Annotated in this window: 17 protein-coding genes and 2 pseudogenes; 9 read left to right on the forward strand and 10 right to left on the reverse strand. The window is 64.0% G+C overall.

The features are described 5' to 3' along the window. Nucleotides 1-326: 326 nt before the first annotated feature. From N5J71_RS12370 to N5J71_RS12380, 3 genes are all read left to right on the forward strand, one after another. On the forward strand, nt 327-1,409 hold the full coding sequence (locus N5J71_RS12370) for a BMP family ABC transporter substrate-binding protein (RefSeq protein WP_084340261.1): 1,083 nt from the start codon (nt 327-329) through the stop codon (nt 1,407-1,409). Between the two features lie 186 nt (nt 1,410-1,595). After that, nucleotides 1,596-2,561, forward strand: a complete 966-nt coding sequence (locus tag N5J71_RS12375) for a 2-oxoglutarate and iron-dependent oxygenase domain-containing protein (protein WP_039965028.1) — start codon at nt 1,596-1,598, stop codon at nt 2,559-2,561. A gap of 296 nt (nt 2,562-2,857) precedes the next feature. After that, on the forward strand, nt 2,858-3,805 hold the full coding sequence (locus tag N5J71_RS12380; protein ID WP_116617956.1) for an adenosine deaminase: 948 nt from the start codon (nt 2,858-2,860) through the stop codon (nt 3,803-3,805). Between the two features lie 76 nt (nt 3,806-3,881). On the opposite strand, the gene N5J71_RS12385 is transcribed toward N5J71_RS12380, so the two are convergent. From N5J71_RS12385 to N5J71_RS12425, 9 genes and pseudogenes are all read right to left on the reverse strand, one after another. Continuing rightward, a complete protein-coding gene (locus N5J71_RS12385; protein WP_004424586.1) occupies nt 3,882-4,418 on the reverse strand; it encodes a cytochrome b/b6 domain-containing protein in 537 nt (178 codons plus the stop codon). Next, the gene (locus tag N5J71_RS12390; protein WP_279916944.1) at nt 4,418-4,684 is read right to left on the reverse strand and encodes a PepSY domain-containing protein; all 267 of its coding nucleotides are present in this window, start codon (nt 4,682-4,684) and stop codon (nt 4,418-4,420) included. The genes N5J71_RS12385 and N5J71_RS12390 overlap by 1 nt, the downstream gene beginning before the upstream one ends. Nucleotides 4,685-4,928: 244 nt before the next feature. Continuing rightward, the gene (locus N5J71_RS12395) at nt 4,929-5,159 is read right to left on the reverse strand and encodes a TonB-dependent receptor (RefSeq protein ID WP_039965033.1); all 231 of its coding nucleotides are present in this window, start codon (nt 5,157-5,159) and stop codon (nt 4,929-4,931) included. A 2-nt stretch (nt 5,160-5,161) separates the two neighbouring features. Next, nucleotides 5,162-5,626, reverse strand: a pseudogene (locus N5J71_RS12400) (TonB-dependent receptor plug domain-containing protein); the annotation flags it as partial. Between the two features lie 62 nt (nt 5,627-5,688). Beyond that, nucleotides 5,689-6,063, reverse strand: coding sequence for a DUF2946 domain-containing protein (locus N5J71_RS12405; RefSeq protein WP_108234019.1), 375 nt, complete (start codon nt 6,061-6,063; stop codon nt 5,689-5,691). Further along, complete coding sequence (locus tag N5J71_RS12410; RefSeq protein ID WP_004424590.1) at nt 6,063-6,557, reverse strand: copper chaperone PCu(A)C; 495 nt, start codon at nt 6,555-6,557, stop codon at nt 6,063-6,065. The genes N5J71_RS12405 and N5J71_RS12410 overlap by 1 nt, the downstream gene beginning before the upstream one ends. A gap of 74 nt (nt 6,558-6,631) precedes the next feature. After that, nucleotides 6,632-7,502, reverse strand: a pseudogene (locus N5J71_RS12415) (PepSY-associated TM helix domain-containing protein). Between the two features lie 81 nt (nt 7,503-7,583). Beyond that, nucleotides 7,584-7,979, reverse strand: a complete 396-nt coding sequence (locus N5J71_RS12420; RefSeq protein WP_074855297.1) for a DUF2946 domain-containing protein — start codon at nt 7,977-7,979, stop codon at nt 7,584-7,586. A gap of 106 nt (nt 7,980-8,085) precedes the next feature. Then, nucleotides 8,086-9,000 (reverse strand): transcription regulator VimR, encoded by a 915-nt coding sequence (locus tag N5J71_RS12425; protein WP_004424597.1) that lies wholly within the window; start codon nt 8,998-9,000, stop codon nt 8,086-8,088. Between the two features lie 106 nt (nt 9,001-9,106). Here N5J71_RS12425 and N5J71_RS12430 point away from each other — a divergent pair, with 106 nt between their 5' ends. The 3 genes from N5J71_RS12430 (at nt 9,107) to N5J71_RS12440 (ending at nt 10,924) form a co-directional block, all read left to right on the forward strand. Then, the gene (locus tag N5J71_RS12430) at nt 9,107-9,400 is read left to right on the forward strand and encodes a putative quinol monooxygenase (RefSeq protein ID WP_092377570.1); all 294 of its coding nucleotides are present in this window, start codon (nt 9,107-9,109) and stop codon (nt 9,398-9,400) included. Between the two features lie 22 nt (nt 9,401-9,422). Beyond that, nucleotides 9,423-10,454 (forward strand): zinc-binding alcohol dehydrogenase family protein, encoded by a 1,032-nt coding sequence (locus N5J71_RS12435; protein WP_004424601.1) that lies wholly within the window; start codon nt 9,423-9,425, stop codon nt 10,452-10,454. A gap of 287 nt (nt 10,455-10,741) precedes the next feature. Then, on the forward strand, nt 10,742-10,924 hold the full coding sequence (locus tag N5J71_RS12440; protein WP_004424604.1) for a hypothetical protein: 183 nt from the start codon (nt 10,742-10,744) through the stop codon (nt 10,922-10,924). A gap of 81 nt (nt 10,925-11,005) precedes the next feature. Here the strand turns inward: N5J71_RS12440 and N5J71_RS12445 are convergent, their stop codons facing one another. Continuing rightward, entirely contained in the window at nt 11,006-11,653 is a 648-nt protein-coding gene (locus N5J71_RS12445; RefSeq protein ID WP_279916946.1) for a TetR family transcriptional regulator, read from the reverse strand. A gap of 181 nt (nt 11,654-11,834) precedes the next feature. Between N5J71_RS12445 and N5J71_RS12450 the strand changes: the two genes are divergently transcribed. Genes N5J71_RS12450 through adeC form a run of 3 tightly spaced genes read left to right on the forward strand, consistent with a single transcriptional unit; the run spans nt 11,835 to nt 17,571 of the window. Then, nucleotides 11,835-12,983, forward strand: coding sequence for an efflux RND transporter periplasmic adaptor subunit (locus N5J71_RS12450; protein WP_279916947.1), 1,149 nt, complete (start codon nt 11,835-11,837; stop codon nt 12,981-12,983). A 14-nt stretch (nt 12,984-12,997) separates the two neighbouring features. Beyond that, nucleotides 12,998-16,141 carry an efflux RND transporter permease subunit gene (locus N5J71_RS12455; protein ID WP_279916948.1) on the forward strand — a complete coding sequence of 1,048 codons (3,144 nt, stop codon included), beginning with the start codon at nt 12,998-13,000 and terminating at the stop codon, nt 16,139-16,141. Further along, nucleotides 16,138-17,571 carry an AdeC/AdeK/OprM family multidrug efflux complex outer membrane factor gene (adeC, locus tag N5J71_RS12460; protein ID WP_279916949.1) on the forward strand — a complete coding sequence of 478 codons (1,434 nt, stop codon included), beginning with the start codon at nt 16,138-16,140 and terminating at the stop codon, nt 17,569-17,571. The genes N5J71_RS12455 and adeC overlap by 4 nt, the downstream gene beginning before the upstream one ends. Nucleotides 17,572-17,626 lie beyond the last annotated feature (55 nt).

Raw genomic sequence — 17,626 nt, forward strand, 5'->3', positions numbered from 1 at the left:
TGGTGGCTCGCAAGACCAGTCATTCTTTGTACACCACAAGGCAGCAGCACTGGCTAGGTCGCGGCTAAAGCCCCTCCCACAAGAACAGCGCCAACCTGTGGGAGGGGCTTCAGCCGCGACCGTCGTTTCATCAGTGCGAGCCCAGGAGCGACGCACCACAACACGCCATACAAGTCTGCCGCGCACCAATACCGCCCCAACTCCTGAGCAGGCGCACAAGCAGAACGCCGTTGCCTCGCCTATCTGTCTTGTTGGTCAGCTTTTTGCAGTCAGGGGATCAGCCAACCAACGGCCACCCCAACACCAAGACTGGAGCTGTACCCACCATGCACAAGAAGAGCAAGAAACCGCTGCTGCGCACCCTCGTCGCCGCCCTGGGCTTTGGCGCCATGCTCAGCGCCTCCGCCGCCGACCCGCTGAAGGTCGGCTTCGTCTACATCGGCCCCATCGGCGACCACGGCTGGACCTACCAGCACGAACAGGGCCGGCAAATGCTGATCAAGGAAATGGGCGACAAGGTCACCACCAGCTTCGTCGAGAACGTACCGGAAGGCGCCGACGCCGAGCGGGTGATCCGCAACATGGCCAAGGGTGGTTTCGACCTGATCTTCACCACCTCCTTCGGCTACATGAATCCCACCATCAAGGTGGCCAAGCAATTCCCCAAGGTGACCTTCGAACACGCCACCGGCTACAAGCAGGACAAGAACGTCGGCACCTACCTGTCGCGCTCCTATGAGGGTCGCTACGTTGGCGGCTTCCTCGCGGCGAAGATGACCAAGACCAAGAAAGTCGGCTACGTCGCCTCCTTCCCGATCCCCGAGGTGATCCGCGATATCAACGCCATCCAGCTGGCCCTGGACAAATACAACCCGGGCACCGAGATCAAGGTGGTGTGGGTCAACACCTGGTTCGATCCGGGCAAGGAATCCGACGCCGCCAACGCGCTGATCGATCAGGGCGTGGACGTGATGTTCCAGCACACCGACAGCCCGGCGCCGATCCAGACCGCCGAGCGCCGTGGCATCTACTCCGTCGGCTACGCCTCGGATATGGCCCACTTCGGGCCGAAGGCCGTGCTCACCTCCATCGTCAACGACTGGGGCCCGCACTACGTCAAATCCACCCAGGCGGTGATCGACGGCACCTGGCAGCCGCAGGACTTCTGGGGCGGCCTGGCCGAGGACACCATCGAGCTGCCGATCAGCGACCTGGTGCCGGCTGACGTGAAGGGCGAGGCCGAGCAGATCATCGCCGACATTCGCAGCGGCGCGTTCCACCCCTTCACCGGCCCGATCAAGGATCAGAGCGGCGCGGTGCGCATCGCCGAGGGCGTGAGCGCGACCAACGCCGAGCTGGCCTCGATGAACTACTACGTGGAAAACGTGAAGGCTGAAATGCCGAAGTAAACGATTGGCGGGTTGCACCCGCCCTACATGCACCGTCGCACTGTAGGGCGGGTGCAACCCGCCACCGAGCAACCACCGATGCCGTCCCTGCAAAAGCAGAACCGCATCAAGGGGATCTCACCCGATCCCCCTTTCCGCTGCCCTGGGTACGAGAAGACTCGCAGCAACGCCCACCCGAGGCTCAACATGAACGCATTACCCATCATCGACATCGCCCCGCTCTACGCCGACGACGCTTCGGCCTGGCCTGCCGTCGCCGAGCAGATCGATCGCGCCTGCCGCGACTGGGGCTTCTTCTACATCGTCGGTCACCCTATCGGCGTCGAGCGCATCGACGCCCTGCTCAGTGCGGCGAAGACCTTCTTCGCACTGCCCGCCGAAGAGAAACTCAGGATCGATATCACCCAGACCACCCACCATCGTGGCTACGGCGCCATCGCCACCGAGCAGCTCGACCCGAGCAAGCCGAGCGACCTCAAGGAAACCTTCGACATGGGTTTTCACATGCCCGCCGATCACCCCGAGGTGCTGGCAGGCAAACCCTTGCGCGGGCCGAACCGTCACCCGGATATGCCCGGCTGGGCCGAGCTGATGGAACAGCATTACGCCGACATGCAGGACCTGGCCAAGACCCTGCTGCGCGCCATGGCCATGGCGCTGGACATCGAGCACGACTTCTTCGAGGCGCGCTTCCATGAGCCGATCAGCGTGCTGCGCATGATCCATTATCCGCCGCGCCACACCGCCACCAGCGCCGAGCAACAGGGCGCTGGCGCGCACACCGATTACGGCTGCATCACCCTGCTCTACCAGGACGATGCCGGCGGCCTGCAGGTGCGTGCACGCGATGGCGAGTGGATCGACGCACCACCGATTGCCGGCAGCTTCGTGGTCAACATCGGCGACATGATGGCGCGCTGGAGCAACAACCGTTACACCTCGACGCCACATCGCGTGATCAGCCCGCTGGGAGTGGATCGCTACTCGATGCCGTTCTTCGCCGAACCGCATCCCGACACGCTGATCGACTGCCTGCCGAACTGCTCCAGCGCGGATGACCCAGCCAAGTACACGCCGGTGACCAGCGCCGAGTACCTGCTGTCGCGCTTCGCCGATACCTATGCCTATCGGCGTGAGGAAGCGCAGGGCTGATGATGGCTCCCACGCTCCGGCGTGGGAACGATAAGAGCGAAGCGATCGCCGTGAGGAGCTACCCAGTTGACAGCCGTTCTGTAGGAGCCCGCTTGCGGGCGATAAGAGCTCGGACAAATTGATCGCCCGCAAGCGGGCTCCTACAGGCAGAGCGGACCGGGATATAAGTTCCAGTTGCAGCGTGCGGGAGGAGAGAAGAAAAGCCGTACCCCCTGAGCGCTCCCCATCGACGCAGCACAATCCTGTCCCACCGGTTAAACTTTGCCCATTACAAAGCCTGACAACGAGAACCGACCATGCCCGAATGGCTGAACGCCCTGCCCAAGGCCGAACTGCACCTGCACCTGGAGGGCTCGCTGGAGCCCGAGCTGCTGTTCGCCCTGGCCGAACGCAACCAGATCGCCCTGCCCTGGGCCGATGTCGAGACCCTGCGCGCGGCCTATGCCTTCAACAACCTGCAGGAATTTCTCGACCTGTATTACGCCGGCGCCAACGTGCTGCGCAGCGAGCAGGATTTCTACGACCTGACCTGGGCCTACCTGCAGCGCTGCAAGGCGCAGAACGTCATTCACGTCGAGCCCTTCTTCGACCCGCAGACCCATACCGACCGCGGCATTCCCTTCGAGGTGGTACTGCGCGGTATCCAGCAGGCGCTGCGCGACGGCGAGAAGCAACTGGGCATCAGCCACGGCCTGATCCTCAGCTTCCTGCGTCACCTGCCCGAGGACGAGGCGTTCAAGACCCTGGAGCAGGCCATGCCGTTCCGCGATGCCTTTATCGGCGTCGGCCTCGACAGTTCGGAGAAGGGCTTCCCGCCACGGCTGTTCGAGCGGGTGTTCGCCAAGGCACGTAGCGAAGGTCTGCACGCGGTGGCGCACGCTGGCGAGGAAGGCCCGCCCGAGTACATCTGGGAAGCGCTGGACCTGCTCAAGATCAAGCGCATCGACCATGGCGTGCGCGCCATCGAAGACGAACGGCTGATGCAGCGCATCATCGACGAACAGATTCCGCTGACCGTCTGCCCGCTGTCCAACATCAAACTCTGTGTGTTCGAGCACATGGGCCAGCACAACATCCTCGAGATGCTCGAGCGCGGCGTGAAGGTGACGGTGAACTCGGATGATCCGGCCTACTTCGGCGGCTACGTCGGCGAGAACTTCGCCGCTCTGCACGAACACCTGGGCATGACCGAGGCACAGGCCAAACGCCTGGCACAGAACAGCCTGGACGCGCGCCTGGCCTGAGCAAGGCTCATCGCGGCTAAAGCCCCTCCCACGGAGCGCGGGTACTGTGGGAGGGGCTTCAGCCGCGACTGTAGTATCAGTGTTCCGAGAGCTTGCGCCGCTTGCCAGTCACCATCGACAACGGCAGGTTCTCGCGCAGCCGATAGCTCTCGAACAAGGCGGCGGCGATATGCAAGCCGACCACTGCCATGAGGCCGTTGGCACAGAATTTGTGGATTTGCAGCGGCAGATCCGCGCCCCAGAAATAATCGACCTCCTCCATCAGAAAGCCGGTCACACCCAGGCCGAGCATCAACCCCATCATCAGGATCATCACCAGCGCGCCCAGCGGCGAGTGCCCGAGACGGTGATACGGCTGCCCGCCAATCAATGCACGCAGATGCGCACCGAGGCGTGCCGGGGTCGGCCAGAAATCCGCCCAGCGCGCCGCCGGCGTGCCGACGAAACCCCATACCAGGCGGATCGCCAGCCAGGCCACGGCGTAATAGCCGAGCCAGCGATGCCAGTCTTCACCCTCTTCGGTAAAGAAGTAGTTGGCCAGGAAAGCGCCGGCCAGGGACCAGTGGAACAAGCGCACCACTGGGTCCCACAGGCGCACGGTCGCGGCGCTCATCAGCCTTCTACGTTGCTCTTGACCGGCTTGCCGCTGACCGGATCGAAGTAAATCTCGACCTTCTTGCCGTCCTTGTCGAAACCGTAGATTTCGTAGCAGTTGCCGCCCGTGACCTTGAACTTCTTGATCTGGTAGCCCTGAGCCTTGAGGTCGGCCTGGAACTTGTCCTGATCCTGCCACTGCGACTTGTCGGCAGTGGTGCATTGCGTGGCAGCGAAGGTCAACGGGCTGGCCAGAGCCAGAGACAGCAGAAGCAGTTTGCGCATGGTGTAGTCCTCTTCGGTGCAGGGGAAAATGTGTCTGCGAGGACCACTCTCGCGCCTGAACCTTAAGGCTCTATTAGCGCACACAAAACCGTAGCCCGGATGCAATCCGGGAAAGGTGGCTACCGTGCCCGGCCAAACGTAGGAGCCCGCTTGCGGGCGATCCGCATTGTGCAAGCGCCAATCGCCCGCAAGCGGGCTCCTACGAGAGGATCGCTACGCTTCGTAGCTCCGGGCTAGCGAAGGCTCAGAAGTCGAAATCGACCTTGGCCCACAAGGTGCGGCCCGGCTCGTCGATGCGGGTGTCGGCCGGGAAGCCGAAGCCAGCATCACCAGCCAGGTTGAGGTGCTCGGCGTAGTTCTTGTCGAGCAGGTTATCCACACCGGCGCTGAGCTTGACCTGTTGGCTGACGCGGTAGGCGCCATTGAGCGAGAGCACGCCGAAGCCGGCGCTGTCGGCGAAGTCCTGCCCCACCACGTTGCCGCGCCCGGCCCCCAGATCACGGTTTGCGGCCCCTTGGTCACGGTCAGCCGATCGAAGGTTTCCGGTGAGATGTAGGAACTGGGTGCATCCATCCGCCCCGGGCAGGCGCCGATCATCTGCCCACCATCGGTGAGCAGAAGCAGACGCGAGCCGAACAGGCCGCGCAACACCGGACCGCTGTTGCTGCCACCGCTGCGAATCGCGGAGAAACCGGGAATGGTCTTGAGGTAGTCGGCCGCATCGCTGGCCGGCACCGGCTGGCGTGGATCCTTGGGGTCGGCCACCACGGTCAGCGGCGAGCTTTGCTGGATTGCCGTGATCACCGTGGGCGGCAGTTCGTGCACAGGCTCCTCGGCAGCCTGCAGGGCAGTCATGGAACACAGGCCGCAGGCTACGGCCAGAACGGACAGGGGAAAACGAGCGCGCACGGAAGCGGCGCCCGAAACGAAGGAAACGGACATGCGGATACCTGAAAAGTCGATTGGCGAAGAGGCCTGGTAACGGCCTCATGGGAGTGGTGACTTCAGGTGCGCATCGGCGGTGCGCGTGACAGCGCATGAGGAAAGTTGGCGCCCGGCAGCGGTCGCTCAGGCAACCTCAGGGTGGTATCGCGAGATAACTCCAAGCGGCTCGCTAGCACCGAGCCATTGTCGGCCAGCACCGGACAATGCGAGAGCAGCGAGCAGTAGCCGCAGGCATCCACCTGCAACACTGGGCTGGAGCTGCTCGTTGGGGCCGGCACGCTGCCCGCCCCGTCATGACAGCCAAGCTCGTTCAGCCAGCGCCAGTCAGCTGGCTCGGCACACAGTTGCGACGCCAGTGGCGCCAGCATGATGAGGACGAACGCCAGCAGCCCAAGCTGGGCGGCGAGCGTGCGCCTGCGTGCCGTGAACAGCATCAGTGCTGGTGCTTGCCTGCATCATGACCGGCAGCATGATCATGGCCTGCCGGCGCATCTTTCTGCACGGCGACCTCGACCTCGACAGCACCGGCTTTCTCGAAGTTGAGGGTCAGCGGGAAGCGCTCACCATCCTTGGCCTGCTGCTTCAGGTTGAACAGCATGACGTGATAGCCCATGGGCTCGAACTTCACCTCGCCACCAGCGGGGATGGCCACGTCCTGCACCTGCTGCATCTTCATCACGCCATCGGCATGCACATGCTCGTGCAACTCGGCCTTGCCGGCCACCGGGGTGCTGACACTGAGCAGACGATCGGCTTCGCTGCCCTTGTTGTGGATGACGAAATAAGCGGCAGCAGTCGGCGCCACCGGCGGCATCTCGCGCGACCAGGGGTGGTCGATATGCAGTTGGCCTGCATCGTACTCGTGGGCCTGCACCAACAGCGTCGGCAGCAGCAGGGTGAGGCCGAGCAGGGTTTTCTTCAGGGTCATGGGGTGTTGCCTCCTGGTTTGGAATCGAATCATGGGTCGAGCGTACAACGTCTTGCGACGAGCAAACTGTTCACTCATGCCAGCGGCCGGGTCGATGGCCGCAGTTGGCGAAAGCGCGAGAGTAACCAGTCAAGAACGAAGACCAGCAGTAGCGAAGCGCCGACCAGCGGGAAGATCACACCGAGCACGATCATCACGCCGATGGCGGTCTTCCAGCGCGGCAGATCGTGGCGCAGCGGCGGCACACCGAAGCGTCCGGCCGGGCGGCGTTTCCACCACAGCACCAGGCCGCTGACGTAGCTGAAGATGATCAGCAGGCAGACCGCCGCCATCAGCAGTTGGTTGGCCAGGCCGAACAACTTGCCTTAGGCGCCCCCCTGCGCTCAGACGTGGCCACAACACACCCGCCCCGCCGCTGCCGCGCGGCCACCACAGGTACAGGCCGGATACCACCAGCACGATGCCCCAGCCCGCGGCCAGTTCGATCAGACGGTCACCAACGGTGCCGATCAGCAGATCACCGTGCAGCTTGCGCACCACCGTCTGCAGATTCCACAGAGCGTCCTGGGTGCCGAGAACGCTGTCGTTGTAGGGATCGACGAACAGGTTCAGCTCCTGGCCGTCCCGGTTGATCACGAACTGCGCACTGCGATCCTGTGCAGCGGGTGGCAGGTATTTGCTGACCACTGCCTGCGGATAGGCTTCGCGGACGATAGCCAGTTGCTGATCGGCACTGAGGCGCTGCTCGGCGACCGACACCTGCATCAGGTCGGCATACATCCAGGTATCGAGCTGCGGTTTGAACAGGTAGATGATCCCGGTGATCGACAGCAGGATCATGAACGGGATAACGAACAACCCGGCATAGAAATGCCAGCGCCAGGCCAGGTTGTAGAAAGGCGGGGCCGCACGAGCAGGCGCGGTGCAATCGGGGGAAGACGCCATGAAGCTTTCTCCAGCCCACCGCGGTCGTCGACGCGCGGTCAGGCATTCGCATGATAGGGACGCCCGGAACGGGCGGATGGATCAGGCGAAGAAAGGAGAAGCGCGGGGATTGGCCGGAGGCCAACGATAACGGGTGATGCGCGGCAGATGCAGCGCGGATGCCGACCAACTGCGCTCGGCAGCCAGCAACCCGAGCAGGCCGAGCAGGCCGAAGAAGGCAGCGAGAATGATCGCGCTGAACAGGCTGGCCAGCGCACAGTTGGAACCGGTGGCCGGGTTCGGCGCGACGATGCCGGAACCGTCGAGGTCGGCGCCCGCGCCGAAGTTGCCATCGAACGAGCAGTACTGGCCATCCAGACCACTGAGCTGCATGCCGGCCATCTGGCCGTGGCTGATCGCGCAGACGAATGCACTGAACAGGATGCTGAAGTACAGCACCCAGGCGGTCAGTGAGCGGTCTTGGCGGGCCAGTTTCATGGGGCGCGACTCTAAACAGAGGATGGCAGCGCGACACTGCGGTGCGTTGCCGCAGGCACTGCATACGAGAGTCTAGCAGGGCTTGCTGGCTTTATCGCATCAAGTGCTAACGCCATGGCGCAGCGTCCAGCAAACGCTGGCAGCGCAGTTGCACGAATTCGCGCAGCAGATGCACCGCCTTGCTCAGCTGAGCACGGTGCGCGCACACCAGATACAGGGGCGTCGGCTCGCCCAGCCAGTTCGGCAGCAGCACCTGCAGGCGCCCTTCGCACACGTCTTCGGCGACATCCAGCCAGGACTTGTACACCACACCCCGCCCGGCCACGGCCCAGCGCCGGGTGACATCGGCATCGTCGCAGACGCGGTCACCCGCGACATTCATCAGTACCTCGCGCTTGCCATCCTGAAAGTGCCAGCGATCATAAGCACGGCCATGCAACATATAGAGCAGGCAGTTGTGCTGATGCAGCTCCTCTACGCTGCGCGGCGAACCGTGCCGGGCGAGATAGGAAGGTGAAGCGCAGAGCACCCGACGATTCTCCGGTGCCACCGGCAGCGCCACCAGGCTGGAATCCTCCGGTGCGCCGTAACGCAGGGCGATGTCCACCGGCTCACGGAACAGGTCGGCCACCCGGTCGGCCAGCAGCAGACGCAGCTGCAGTTGCGGATGCTCGTCCTGGAACGCGTCGAGCCAGGGCAACAACGTATTGCGCCCCAGATCCGACGGCGCCGACAGCTGCAATACGCCGCAAATCCCCTCCTGGCTGCCGACCAGTTGCTGGCGCCCTTCCTCGAGGCTCTGCAACGCCAGCCGGGCATGCACCAGATACAGCTCGCCCTCGGGCGTCAGGCGCAGGCTGCGCGTCGAACGCGCCAGCAGGCGCACCTGCAGCTGCTGCTCCAGACGCTTGAGGGCGGCGCTGGCCACAGCTGGCGAAACATCCAGCAGCCGCGCCGCAGCGGACAGGCTGCCGGTTTCGGCGGTACGCACGAAGAGTTGCAGGTCGTCGAAGCGAAGCATGGCCATTCACTTTCAAAAAAATGATGAAAGAGACTCTATTACCAGCCTATTTTTCTTGCCACACAAATAAACGAACATGGTTCCAATACCTCCACCGGAGCCAACCATGACCACCGCTCTCACACTGATCGCCACCATCAATGCCCTGCCAGGACATGCCGAGGCAGTGGCCGCGGGCCTGCAACGTCTGGTCACGGCCACTTGCGCCGAGCCAGGCTGCCTGCAGTACGCACTGCACCGCAACAAGGAGGACTCGCACCAGTTCGTGATGATCGAACAATGGCGCGACGCCGAGGCACTGGACCAGCACCGCGCAGCGCCTCACTTTGTACATTTCACCAACACATTCGGCGAGCGGCTTGCGGGCATCGATCTGCTCCCCCTGCAACCCCTTACCTGATTTCTCACAGAGGAGCATTTCCATGAAAGCCGTCGCTTACTACCAACCCCTGCCTGCCGAGCATCCCGAAGCGCTGCAGGACGTGCAGTTGGCCGATCCCACTCCGGGCCCGCACGATCTGCTGGTCGAGGTTCGAGCCATCTCGGTCAACCCGGTCGACACCAAGATCCGCCATGGCGTTATCCGCCTTGGCGATGCGCCGGACAACGGTGCCGCCAAGGTGCTCGGTTGGGATGCAGCCGGAACCGTCAAGGCGGTAGGCAGTGAGGTCAGCCTGTTCAAGCCGGGCGACAAGGTTTTCTACGCCGGCGCCATCGACCGTGCCGGCGCCAACAGCGAACTGCACCTGGTCGATGAACGCATCGTTGGCCATATGCCGGGCAGCCTGTCGTTCGCCGAAGCTGCAGCCTTGCCGCTGACCGCCATCACCGCCTGGGAACTGCTGTTCGAACGTCTGCAGGTTGCCGAAAGCTCGGCCGATCAAGGCCAGAGCCTGCTGATCGTCGGCGCCGCCGGTGGCGTCGGTTCGATTCTCACCCAACTGGCGCGCCACCTGACCGGCCTGACCGTGATCGGCACTGCCTCGCGCCCGGAAACCCAGGCCTGGGTCCGTGATCTGGGCGCACATCATGTGATCGATCACAGCAAGCCGCTGAGCGAGGAACTGGCGCGCATTGGCATCGGCCAGGTCACCCATGTCGCCAGCCTGACCCAGACCGACCAGCACTACGCGCAACTGGTCGAGTGCCTGGCGCCGCAGGGGCGTCTGGCGCTAATCGACGACCCGCTGCAACCGCTGGACGTGATGCAACTCAAGCTCAAGAGCCTGTCGCTGCACTGGGAGCTGATGTTCACCCGTTCGCTGTACCAGACCGCAGACATGATCGAGCAGCATCGTCTGCTGGAGCGGGTCTCCGATCTGGTCGACGCCGGCGTGCTCAAGACTACCCTCGGTGAGCATTTCGGCACCATCAATGCCGCCAACCTGCGTCGCGCCCATGCATTGCTGGAGAGTGGCAAGGCCAAGGGCAAGATCGTGCTCGAAGGGTTCTGAGGCTGGCGGTTTGTGAAGTCGAATGTGGTGGGTCGGTGTGGTGGGCTAAAGCGGAACGCCGCCTGGCTCACCCTACAACCCACGGCACGACCGTAAGGTGGGCGTAGGGTGGGCTTCAGCCCACCAGCTCTTGCATCCCACCCCCGCCATCACGCTGCTTATCGCAAAGCGTTCTTAACGCTGGTCGACCCTTTGACCCACGTCAGAATAAAGGTCATGCAAGCGGACTATCCTGACTATCCCCAAGTAGCGTCGACGACTCGTCGCAGCTCAAGGAGGTGGTCAGCATGAAGATTGTCGTCCAACCGCAGAATCAGGGCGGCGAATGCCTGTGGCAGGTGCGCCTGGATCAGCATTGCGTGAGTTTTCGCAGCGAAGAAGAGGCGCACCAGTTCGTTGCCAAACTCGAAGCGCGGCTGCGCGCGCCGCATAACCTGCCCGACTGGCCCTTGCAGCGTCAGGCGAGCTGAACCTCAGCCCTGATTGCAATGACGCAGGATGTGCTGTGCGCACCGAAAAAACGGGCTAGCCCTCGGTGCGCTCGGCGCCCCCTACCTCGCCAGGTCGCCCGTCATCAGGCGCAACGCCGGACTGCGCAGCATGTCCAGCACGGTATCGACCAGCGCTGGCGCCTGCTGCGCGAGGTCGAAGTTGGGCAACAGCAACCAGTTGGACTCGATACCTTCCATATAGGCATGCAGACAGACGGCCGCCCGCGCACAGTCCAGGTCGCTCGGTAACTGGCCCTTGTTGACGGCGTTGCTCAGCGCCTTGGCGATGCGCTGGTCGCATTCCAGGCTCAGCGCCTGCATGCGTTCACGCAGTCCGAGCAGCTCACCGGTGTATTCACACTTGTAGCGCAGGATGTCATAGGTGCGGTGAGTCTGTGGCTCACAAGCCAGCCGAGTCAGCGCCGTGATCAGCAATTCACGCATGCAGCCCAGCGGGTCGGGCTCGTCCTCACTCTCGCTGGCACGCGCCAGCTCCTCGAGCGGCAGGCGCAGGCGTTCGAGCATCGCCTGAAACAGGTCTACCTTGTTCTCGAAATGCCAATAGATGGCGCCGCGACTGACGCCGGCTTCTTTCGCCACTTCGGCCAGCGACGCACGGGAAACGCCCTGGGCATGGAACACCCGCTCAGCAGCATCGAGTATTTGCACCCGCGTCGCCTGCGCTTCCTCTTTGGTTCTTCTGGCCATTTGTCACCTACTTTTGCCTTGCAGTAATCCTTCGCTAAGGAAGGACGGGCGAGAGTATGCAGGCAGCTTTAGGCATTTACAAACATTCACGCATGTAAGTATATTCCTGCATCGATTTTTCCCCTGCCTTCGTCCCCTTCGCGCCCCTTGGGCCATGATTCGATAAAAACGAGGTTCTCAGATGCACTCGAAGCCAGCCTCCGCTGTCTTGGTTTCCGCCATCGCCGTGGCAATGCTCAGTCTCACCGGCTGCCAGGAATCCAGCGCCCCACCGCCCCAGCAAACCCCGCAAGTCGGCGTGGTCACGCTCGAAGCCAAACCCTTCGCACTGACCAGTGAAGTGCCGGGGCGCACCAGCGCCTATCGCATCGCCGAGGTGCGCCCACAGGTCAACGGCATCATTCAGAAGCGCCTGTTTACCGAGGGCAGCGAGGTCAAGGCGGGGCAGCAGCTGTATCAGATCGACCCGGCCACCTACGAGGCTGCCTACAAGAGCGCCCAGGCCACGCTGTTGTCCGCCAAGTCACTGGCTGATCGCTACAAGCTGCTGGTCAATGACAAGGCCGTCAGCCAACAGGCCTATGATGAAGCTCACGCCGCCGCCCTGCAGGCTGACGCCGCACTGGAACAGGCACGCATCGATCTGCGTTACACCAAGGTGCTGGCGCCGATCGGCGGTCGCATCGGCCGCTCCGCCGTGACCGAAGGTGCGCTGGTGAGCAACGGCCAGGCGAGCGCCATGGCCACCATTCAGCAGCTCGACCCGATCTACGTCGACGTCACCCAGTCGAGCAAGGAACTGCTGCGCCTGCGCCGTGACCTGGCCGAGGGCCGCCTGCAGAAGGCTAGCGAGAACGCCGCCAAGGTCGCGCTGAAGCTGGAGGACGGCAGCCGCTACGCCCATGAAGGCACCCTGGAATTCTCCGAGGTGGCAGTGGACGAAAGCACCGGCTCGGTGACCCTGCGCGCGGTATTCCCCAACCCAGATCACCTGCTGCTGCCGGGCATGTTCGTGCACGCCGAGCTGCTGTCGGGGGTCAAGGAAAACGCCATCCTCGCCCCGCAGCAGGGTGTGACCCGCAACCAGCGTGGTGAGCCGACGGCGATGGTGGTGGGTGCAGACAACAAGGTTGAACTGCGCGTGCTCAAGGCCGATCGCACCGCCGGCAGCGCCTGGCTGGTCGAGGAAGGCCTGAACGCAGGCGACCGCCTGATCACCGAGGGCCTGCAGTTCGTACAGCCCGGCGCCGAGGTCAAGGCCGTGCCGGCGACGAACGTCAAGACCGAACAGCCTGCCCAAGACGCCGAACCAGCCAACGGCCAGGACTAACGGAGAAGTACTGAATGTCCAGATTCTTTATCGACCGGCCGATCTTCGCCTGGGTGATCGCCTTGGTGATCATGCTGGCGGGTGGCCTGTCCATCCTCAAGCTGCCGATCAACCAGTATCCAAGCATCGCGCCGCCCGCCGTTTCCATCCAGGTCAGCTACCCGGGCGCCTCGGCGCAGACGGTACAGGACACCGTGGTTCAGGTGATCGAGCAGCAGCTCAACGGTATCGACGGCCTGCGCTATGTCAGCTCGGCCAGCAACTCCGACGGCAGCATGGAGATCATCGTTACCTTCGAACAGGGGGTGAACCCGGATATCGCCCAGGTTCAGGTGCAGAACAAGCTGCAACTGGCGACACCGCTGCTGCCACAGGAAGTGCAGCAACAGGGTATCCGCGTGACCAAGTCGGTGCGCAACTTCCTCATGGTCATCGGCGTGGTGTCGAAAGACGGCAGCATGACCCGCGAGGACCTGTCGGACTACATCGTCTCCAACCTGCAGGACCCGATCTCTCGTACCCGCGGCGTCGGCGACTTCCAGGTGTTCGGTGCGCAGTACGCCATGCGCATCTGGCTCGACCCGGCCAAGCTCAACAGCTTCCAACTGACCCCGGTGGACGTGCGCAGCGCCATCCAGGCGCAGAACGTGCAGATTTCCTCCGGCCAGTTCGGCGAGCTGCCGGCGTCGCCGGGCAATCAGCTCAACGCCACCATCATCGGCAAGACCCGCCTGCAGACCCCGGAAGAGTTCCGCAAGATTCTGCTCAAGGTGCAGGCCGATGGCTCCCAGGTGCGCCTGGGTGATGTCGCCAAGGTCGAGCTGGGCGGTGAAAACTACGCGATCAACGCGCAGTTCAATGGCCTGCCGGCCTCCGGTCTGGCGATTCGCCTGGCCACCGGTGCCAACGCCCTGGACACCGCCAAGGCGGTGCGTGAAACCATCGCCAATCTCGAGCCGTTCTTCCCGGCCGGCATGGAAGTGGTCTTCCCCTACGACACCACACCGGTGATCTCGGCTTCCATCGAAGGGGTGGTACAGACCCTGTTCGAGGCCATCGTGCTGGTGTTCCTGGTGATGTTCCTGTTCCTGCAGAACCTGCGCGCCACAATCATCCCGACCATGGCGGTGCCGGTGGTACTACTCGGGACCTTCGGCATACTTGCCGCGTTCGGTTTCTCCATCAATACCCTGACCATGTTCGCCATGGTCCTGGCCATCGGCCTGCTGGTGGACGACGCCATCGTGGTGGTGGAGAACGTCGAACGGGTGATGCACGAGGAAGGCCTGTCGCCACTGGAAGCGACGCGCAAGTCCATGGGGCAGATCCAGGGTGCCCTGGTGGGTATCGGCCTGGTGCTGTCGGCGGTATTCCTGCCGATGGCCTTCTTCGGCGGCTCCACCGGGGTGATCTACCGGCAGTTCTCCATCACCATCGTCTCGGCCATGGCCCTGTCGGTGCTGGTGGCGCTGATCTTCACCCCGGCCCTGTGCGCCACCATGCTCAAGCCCATCGCCAAGGGCGAGCACCATGAGAAGCGCGGCTTCTTCGGCTGGTTCAACCGCACCTTCGAGCGCAGCACCAACGCTTACCAGCGCGGTGTGGCCGCCGTACTCAAACGCAAGGCGCCGTACCTACTGCTGTACCTCGCCATCGTCGGCATCATGGCCTTCATGTTCACCCGCATCCCCACCGCCTTCCTCCCCGAGGAAGACCAGGGCGTGCTCTTCGCCCAGGTGCAGACGCCGGCCGGCTCCAGTGCCGAACGCACCCAGGTGGTCGTGGATCAGATGCGCCAGTACCTGCTGGAGGACGAGGCGAGCACGGTCCAATCGGTGTTCACCGTCACCGGCTTCAACTTCGCCGGCCGCGGGCAGAGCTCCGGCATGGCCTTCATCATGCTCAAGCCCTGGGGTGAACGCCCGGGTGAGGAGAATGGCGTAGCCGCGCTGGCGCAACGTGCGCAGACGCACTTCTTCAGCTTCCGCGACGCCCTGGTGTTCGCCTTCGCCCCACCAGCGGTAATGGAGCTGGGCAACGCCACCGGCTTCAACCTGTTCCTGCAGGACCAGGCCGGCGTCGGCCACCAGGTGATGAACGAAGCGCGTGACAGCTTCCTGCAACTGGCCAACCAGCATCCGGTGCTCGACAGCGTGCGCGCCAACGGCCTGCGTGACGAGCCGCAGTACCAGTTGCTGATCGACGACGAGCGCGCCCGCGCCCTCGGTCTGTCACTGGCGGACATCAACAACACCCTGTCGATTGCCTGGGGCTCCAACTACGTCAACGACTTCATCGACCGCGGCCGGGTGAAAAGGGTCTACCTGCAAGGCGTATCCGAAGCGCGCATGAGCCCGGAAGACCTGAACAAGTGGTACGTGCGCAACGACCAGGGCCGCATGGTGCCGTTCAGCGCCTTCGCCAGTGGCGAGTGGACTTACGGCCCGCCGAAGCTGGAGCGCTACAACGGCGTCTCGGCGGTGGAGATCCTCGGCGCCCCGGCCCCCGGCTACAGCTCGGGCGACGCCATGGCCGCGGTCGAGGAAATCGCCACGCAGATGCCCGAGGGCGTCGGCTTCTCCTGGACCGGATTGTCCTACGAGGAACGTCTGTCCGGCTCGCAGGCGCCTGCGCTGTATGCCCTGTCGCTGCTGGTGGTGTTCCTCTGCCTGGCGGCGCTGTACGAGAGCTGGTCGATCCCGTTCTCGGTGATGCTGGTGGTACCGCTGGGCGTTATCGGCGCGCTGCTGGCCACCTACGGTCGCGGCCTGTCCAACGACGTGTTCTTCCAGGTCGGCCTGCTCACCACCATCGGTCTGTCGGCGCGTAACGCGATCCTTATCGTCGAGTTCGCCAAGGCCCAGTACGAACAGGGCATGAGCCTGGTCGACGCGGCCATCGGAGCCTGCCGCATGCGTCTGCGCCCAATCATCATGACCTCGCTGGCGTTCATTCTCGGCGTAGTGCCACTGGCCATCGCCAGCGGCGCCGGCGCGGGCAGCAAGCACGCCATCGGCACCGGGGTGATCGGCGGCATGCTCAGCGCGATGGTGCTGGCGATTTTCTGGATTCCGCTGTTCTACGTCGTGGTCTGCTCGATTTTCGAGAAGAAGCGCCCCGAGCCGGCCAATGAAAAAGAGAAGGAGGCACTGCAATGAGGCAGTCCCTGTTGTCCCTCGCCGTGGCCGCCGCTCTGCTCAGCGGCTGCAGCCTGATTCCCGACTATCAGCGCCCTGACGCTCCGGTGGCCGCCGACTGGCCGCAAGGCGAAGCCTATGGCAGCGCCACCAGTGAAGGCAGCCGTGCAGCAGCAGACCTGCAATGGCGCGAATTCTTCCGCGACCCGGCACTGCAACAACTGGTGCAGGTGGCACTGGAAAACAACCGCGACCTGCGCGTCGCCGCGCTGAACGTCGAGGCCTACCGCGCGCTGTACCGCATCCAGCGCGCCGACCTGCTGCCCTCGGTTTCCGCCGACGGCGCCGGCACTCGCCAGCGCCTGCCGGCCGACCTGAGCCAGACCGGCGAGCGCGCCACGGCCAGCCAGTACAGCGCAACCCTGGGGGTGAATGCCTGGGAACTGGACTTCTTCGGCCGCATCCGCAGCCTCAGCGAGCAGGCCCTGCAGCAGTACCTGGCCACCGAGCAGGCGGCACGCAGCACGCAGATCAGCCTGGTCGCCAGCGTGGCCAACGCCTATCTGCAGTGGCAAGCGGATCTCGCCCTGCTGCAACTGACACAGGACACCCTGAAGACCTTCGAAGAAAGCTACCAGTTGACCCAGCGCAGCTTCGACGTCGGCGTGGCCGATGCCCTGGCCCTGAGCCAGGCGCGCAGTGCCGTGGACAGCGCCCGCGTCAGCCTGGCGCAGTACCAGCGCCTGGTCGCCCTGGACCGCAATGCCCTGACCCAGTTGCTCGGCACCGGCCTGCCGGCCGAGCTGCCGCAAGGTCTGGCCCTGAACGCCGAACTGCTGGAACAGGTGCCGGCTGGCCTGCCCGCTGACCTGCTGCAGCGTCGCCCCGACCTGCTGCAGGCCGAGTACCAGCTCAAGGCGGCCAATGCCAACATCGGCGCCGCCCGCGCGGCATTCTTCCCCAGCGTCAGCCTGACCGCCAACGCCGGCACGGCCAGCAGCCAGCTGTCCGGCCTGTTCGACAGTGGTTCCGGCACCTGGTTGTTCCAGCCGCAGATCAGCCTGCCGATCTTCAACGCCGGCCGCCTGCGCGCCAACCTCGACTACGCCGAGCTGCAGAGCGACATCCGCGTCGCGCAGTACGAGCAGGCCATCCAGGTGGCCTTCCAGGAAGTCGCCGACCGCCTGGCTGCGCGCACCACCTACCGCCAGCAACTGGACGCCCAGCGCGCCCTGCTGGAAACCACCGAGACCTATTACGACCTGGCCGAACGGCGCTACCGCACCGGCGTGGACAGCTACCTGACCCTGCTCGACGCCCAGCGTCAGCTGTTCAGCGTGCGCCAGCAACTGATCGCCGACCGCCTGGCCCAGCTCAGCAGCGAAGTGGAGCTGTACAAGGCCTTAGGTGGTGGCTGGAGCAATACGGGGAGCAACGCCCCACAAGGTTGACCGCGCGTAACCCGCTTCAAGGACGACCTTATCCAACGCGCCGCCCCCGCAGTCT

The organism is Ectopseudomonas oleovorans (genome assembly GCF_029845265.1).
Lineage (GTDB): Bacteria > Pseudomonadota > Gammaproteobacteria > Pseudomonadales > Pseudomonadaceae > Aquipseudomonas > Aquipseudomonas oleovorans.

What these genes read in the sequence shown, in the direction of transcription:
- N5J71_RS12370 (WP_084340261.1), top strand. Translation starts at nt 327, where the DNA reads ATGCACAAGAAGAGCAAGAAACCGCTGCTGCGCACCCTCGTCGCCGCC.
- N5J71_RS12375 (WP_039965028.1), top strand. Translation starts at nt 1,596, where the DNA reads ATGAACGCATTACCCATCATCGACATCGCCCCGCTCTACGCCGACGAC.
- N5J71_RS12380 (WP_116617956.1), top strand. Translation starts at nt 2,858, where the DNA reads ATGCCCGAATGGCTGAACGCCCTGCCCAAGGCCGAACTGCACCTGCAC.
- N5J71_RS12385 (WP_004424586.1), bottom strand. Translation starts at nt 4,418, where the DNA reads ATGAGCGCCGCGACCGTGCGCCTGTGGGACCCAGTGGTGCGCTTGTTC.
- N5J71_RS12390 (WP_279916944.1), bottom strand. Translation starts at nt 4,684, where the DNA reads ATGCGCAAACTGCTTCTGCTGTCTCTGGCTCTGGCCAGCCCGTTGACC.
- N5J71_RS12405 (WP_108234019.1), bottom strand. Translation starts at nt 6,063, where the DNA reads ATGCTGTTCACGGCACGCAGGCGCACGCTCGCCGCCCAGCTTGGGCTG.
- N5J71_RS12410 (WP_004424590.1), bottom strand. Translation starts at nt 6,557, where the DNA reads ATGACCCTGAAGAAAACCCTGCTCGGCCTCACCCTGCTGCTGCCGACG.
- N5J71_RS12420 (WP_074855297.1), bottom strand. Translation starts at nt 7,979, where the DNA reads ATGAAACTGGCCCGCCAAGACCGCTCACTGACCGCCTGGGTGCTGTAC.
- N5J71_RS12425 (WP_004424597.1), bottom strand. Translation starts at nt 9,000, where the DNA reads ATGCTTCGCTTCGACGACCTGCAACTCTTCGTGCGTACCGCCGAAACC.
- N5J71_RS12430 (WP_092377570.1), top strand. Translation starts at nt 9,107, where the DNA reads ATGACCACCGCTCTCACACTGATCGCCACCATCAATGCCCTGCCAGGA.
- N5J71_RS12435 (WP_004424601.1), top strand. Translation starts at nt 9,423, where the DNA reads ATGAAAGCCGTCGCTTACTACCAACCCCTGCCTGCCGAGCATCCCGAA.
- N5J71_RS12440 (WP_004424604.1), top strand. Translation starts at nt 10,742, where the DNA reads ATGAAGATTGTCGTCCAACCGCAGAATCAGGGCGGCGAATGCCTGTGG.
- N5J71_RS12445 (WP_279916946.1), bottom strand. Translation starts at nt 11,653, where the DNA reads ATGGCCAGAAGAACCAAAGAGGAAGCGCAGGCGACGCGGGTGCAAATA.
- N5J71_RS12450 (WP_279916947.1), top strand. Translation starts at nt 11,835, where the DNA reads ATGCACTCGAAGCCAGCCTCCGCTGTCTTGGTTTCCGCCATCGCCGTG.
- N5J71_RS12455 (WP_279916948.1), top strand. Translation starts at nt 12,998, where the DNA reads ATGTCCAGATTCTTTATCGACCGGCCGATCTTCGCCTGGGTGATCGCC.
- adeC (WP_279916949.1), top strand. Translation starts at nt 16,138, where the DNA reads ATGAGGCAGTCCCTGTTGTCCCTCGCCGTGGCCGCCGCTCTGCTCAGC.